The sequence below is a fragment of the Burkholderia sp. Ac-20379 genome, assembly GCF_017104645.1.
In the GTDB taxonomy this organism is placed as follows: domain Bacteria; phylum Pseudomonadota; class Gammaproteobacteria; order Burkholderiales; family Burkholderiaceae; genus Burkholderia.
The window spans coordinates 1-3,260 of record NZ_JAAGPF010000521.1; the positions used below are offsets into that span (position 1 = coordinate 1).

Here is a 3,260-nt window from a genome sequence, read left to right on the forward strand (position 1 = left end):
TGGGGCCGGTGCGGGCGCTGCGGCAGGGGCGCTGGCGGCGGCGTCCGAAGCAACGGCGGCCGAGGCGGCGGCAGGCGCGGACGACGCGTCGTCGGCCATCGCGGCGCCAATGCCGGTCGCGACGAGCGATCCGGCCATCAGCAGTGACATCAAAAGTTTGCGCATCTTGGGTTTCCTCTTGTCGCTTGTCGTTCTGTTTGATTTACAGGGCGTCGGCGCCCGTCTCCCCGGTGCGAATCCGGATAACCTGTTCGATCGGCGTGACGAAAATCTTGCCGTCGCCAATCTTCCCCGTGCGGGCCGCCCGCTCGATGGCCTCGACGGCCTGGTCGACGAGATCGTCGGACACCGCTGCCTCGATCTTCATCTTCGGCAGGAAGTCGACGACATATTCGGCGCCGCGATAGAGCTCGGTATGGCCCTTCTGGCGGCCGAAGCCCTTCACCTCCGTCACCGTGATGCCGGAGACGCCGAGGGCCGAGAGCGCCTCGCGCGTCTCATCGAGCTTGAACGGCTTGATGATTGCGGTAATCAGTTTCATGAAGTCCTCTCGCTTTCTGGTTGTCAGGTCGGAGGTCCGACCAAGCGCGTTCCGTAGGTAGCGGAACACACTCAGCAACTCGCGTGCCAAGTCGCGCGCCGAACGCGTTTTCATCGCCGGAAAGTCATGCCGGGGCCGCCTGGAGCCCGACCGAACGGCCAGCATGGCGGCGCGTTGCTGGCGCGTGTAATCGAAGGTTGTTAGAGTGCACGGACATCCGGGGCCTCCGGCGCGCCGCAACGGGGCGCGCGATGCCCGGAAACGGGTCCGCGGCACGCACCAAATCCGCTCATGCGTGCATCGCGGGCACGAACGCAACGAAAATTGCACATTTTTTGTGCAGAGAAGGGGAATCCCATGAAGCAACCCAGCGACGTTTTCAACGATCTGCAGTCGCGCGTCAGCGATCTGCTGAAAAACTCGCCGGCCAAGGACGTCGAGCGCAACGTGAAGGCCATGCTCACGCAAGGCTTCTCGAAGCTCGACCTCGTGACCCGCGAGGAATTCGACACGCAAACCCAAGTCCTGGCCCGCACCCGCGCGCGCCTCGAAGAGCTCGAGCGCCGCGTGGCCGATCTGGAACGCAAGCTCACGGAGCGCCCCTCGGGCCTCTGATCGTCCCGCCGCGGCCCGGGCCGCGGCTCCCCCGCTTCACCCGCCCGCGCCACGCCGGCAAGCGCGCACCTCACTGGAATCTCCCGCCGGGCGGCCCCCCGCCCGCGGGCCTGCCCCACGGAGTGCCTCATGTCGCTTGCCGTCGTGCGTTCGCGCGCGCCCGCTGCCGGCCGTGCGCCGGAAGTCACCGTCGAAGTCCATCTCGCGAACGGCCTGCCGTCGTTCGCGATCGTCGGCCTGCCCGATCTCGAAGTCCGCGAAAGCCGCGAGCGCGTGCGCGCGGCGCTGCAGAACTGCGGCTTCGATTTCCCGGTCAGGCGCATCACCGTCAATCTGGCGCCGGCCGACCTGCCGAAGGAATCGGGGCGGTTCGATCTGCCGATTGCGCTCGGCATCCTCGCCGCGAACGGCGATCTGCCCCCCGCCGCGCTCGAAGGGCGCGAATTCGCCGGCGAGCTGTCGCTGACGGGCGCGCTGCGGCCGATGCGCGGCGCGTTCGCTGTGGCCTGCGGGATCGCGCGCGGCGCGCTGGCGCTCGACGGCCCGCCGCCGGCCCGTGCGCCCGAGTTGTACCTGCCGCTGGCCAGCGCGGCCGAGGCGGCGCTCGCGCCCGGCGTGACCGTCTACGGCGCGGCCGATCTGCCGTCGCTCTGCGCGCATCTGAACGGCGACGCCGACGCGCGCCTGAGCCCGGTGGCCGTCGCCCCGTCCGACGTCGCAGCCGATGCCGCCGCCCCCGATCTGGCCGACGTGGTCGGGCAGCAGGGCGCGAAGCGCGCGCTCGAAATCGCCGCGGCCGGCGCGCATCACCTGCTGATGATCGGGCCGCCCGGCGCGGGCAAATCGATGCTGGCCGCGCGCCTGCCGGGCCTGCTGCCGCCGATGACCGACGACGAGGCGCTGACCTCGGCCGCGCTGCTGTCGGCGAGCCGGCTCGGCTTCTCGCCCGCGCAATGGCGCAAGCGGCCGTTTCGCACGCCGCATCATTCGTCGAGCGCGGCGGCGCTGGTGGGCGGCCGCAATCCGCCGCAGCCCGGCGAGATCACGCTCGCGCACCACGGCGTGCTGTTTCTCGACGAACTGCCCGAATTCGACCGCCATGTGCTCGAAATGCTGCGCGAGCCGCTGGAAGCGGGCCGCATCACGATCTCGCGCGTGGCGCTGCAGGCCGATTTCCCGGCCGCCTGCCAACTGGTGGCGGCCATGAACCCGTGCCCGTGCGGCTGGCGCGGCGATCCGTCAGGCCGCTGCCGCTGCACGCCCGATGTGGCCGCGCGCTATCTGCGCAAGCTGTCCGGGCCGCTGATGGATCGCATCGACCTGCAGGTGGCGCTGCCGGCGCTCTCCCCGGCCGAACTGGCCGAACGCGGCGCCACGCCCGCCGAGCCGAGCGCGGCCGTGGCGCGGCGCGTGGCCGCAGCCCGCGAGCGCCAGTTGGCGCGCCAGGGCAAGACCAACCAGATGCTGAGCGGCCGCGAAACGGACGCGTTCTGCCGCCCCGATGCGACCGGCGAGCGGCTGCTGCGCGAGGCCGGCGAGCGCTTTCGCTGGTCCGCACGGGCCTATTACCGGGTACTGAAAGTTGCGCGCACGATCGCCGATCTGGCCGGCGACGCCGATCCGGACGCCACGCAGATCGGCGAGGCGATTCGCTACCGGCGCGCCGTCGAGCTGGTTTGAGCCGAAAAAGTGGCCTGTCAAGACTTGACTTATACACATTTACCGGCATCGAAAGCCGCAGGCACTGCGCATCGCGCGTGCCTGTAAGGGCCGGCGCAAGGTACTGAATTGTCAATCGTTTTTTAAGAAATAAAAATCGATGAAACGTATTTGAAAGCACGCGGCACGAGGCGCGCCCGGGCGATGCGAAGGTTGTCAACAAAGTTATCCACACCCGCTGTGGATAGTGGAAAAGTCCAGGCAAATCCGGCGATTAGCGCGGCTTCCTGCGGGCAGACCTTCAATGCGTCGACAAATCGCGCGGCGCCCGCGCATCCTTCAGTCGAGCTTGAACGAGCCGAAGAACTGATCGAGCGCGTCGGCCGGCAGCGGCGCGTCGGCGATCGCGACGGCCTGATAGACATGCGCGCCGCGCGCGACGAGC

Annotated in this window: 3 protein-coding genes; 2 read left to right on the top strand and 1 reads right to left on the bottom strand. The window is 69.0% G+C overall.

Features of this window, described 5'->3' with window-relative positions:
• Positions 1-202: 202 nt before the first annotated feature.
• Positions 203-541: a P-II family nitrogen regulator gene (locus G3N92_RS32195; RefSeq protein WP_006398175.1), complete on the bottom strand. Its 339-nt coding sequence runs from the start codon at positions 539-541 to the stop codon at positions 203-205.
• Positions 542-898: 357 nt separating this feature from the next.
• On the opposite strand from G3N92_RS32195, the gene G3N92_RS32200 reads away from it, so the two are divergent.
• Together G3N92_RS32200 and G3N92_RS32205 are read left to right on the top strand one after the other, a co-directional pair.
• Positions 899-1,156, top strand: coding sequence for an accessory factor UbiK family protein (locus G3N92_RS32200; RefSeq protein WP_206131574.1), 258 nt, complete (start codon positions 899-901; stop codon positions 1,154-1,156).
• A 129-nt stretch (positions 1,157-1,285) separates the two neighbouring features.
• Positions 1,286-2,836: a YifB family Mg chelatase-like AAA ATPase gene (locus G3N92_RS32205; protein ID WP_206131575.1), complete on the top strand. Its 1,551-nt coding sequence runs from the start codon at positions 1,286-1,288 to the stop codon at positions 2,834-2,836.
• Positions 2,837-3,260 lie beyond the last annotated feature (424 nt).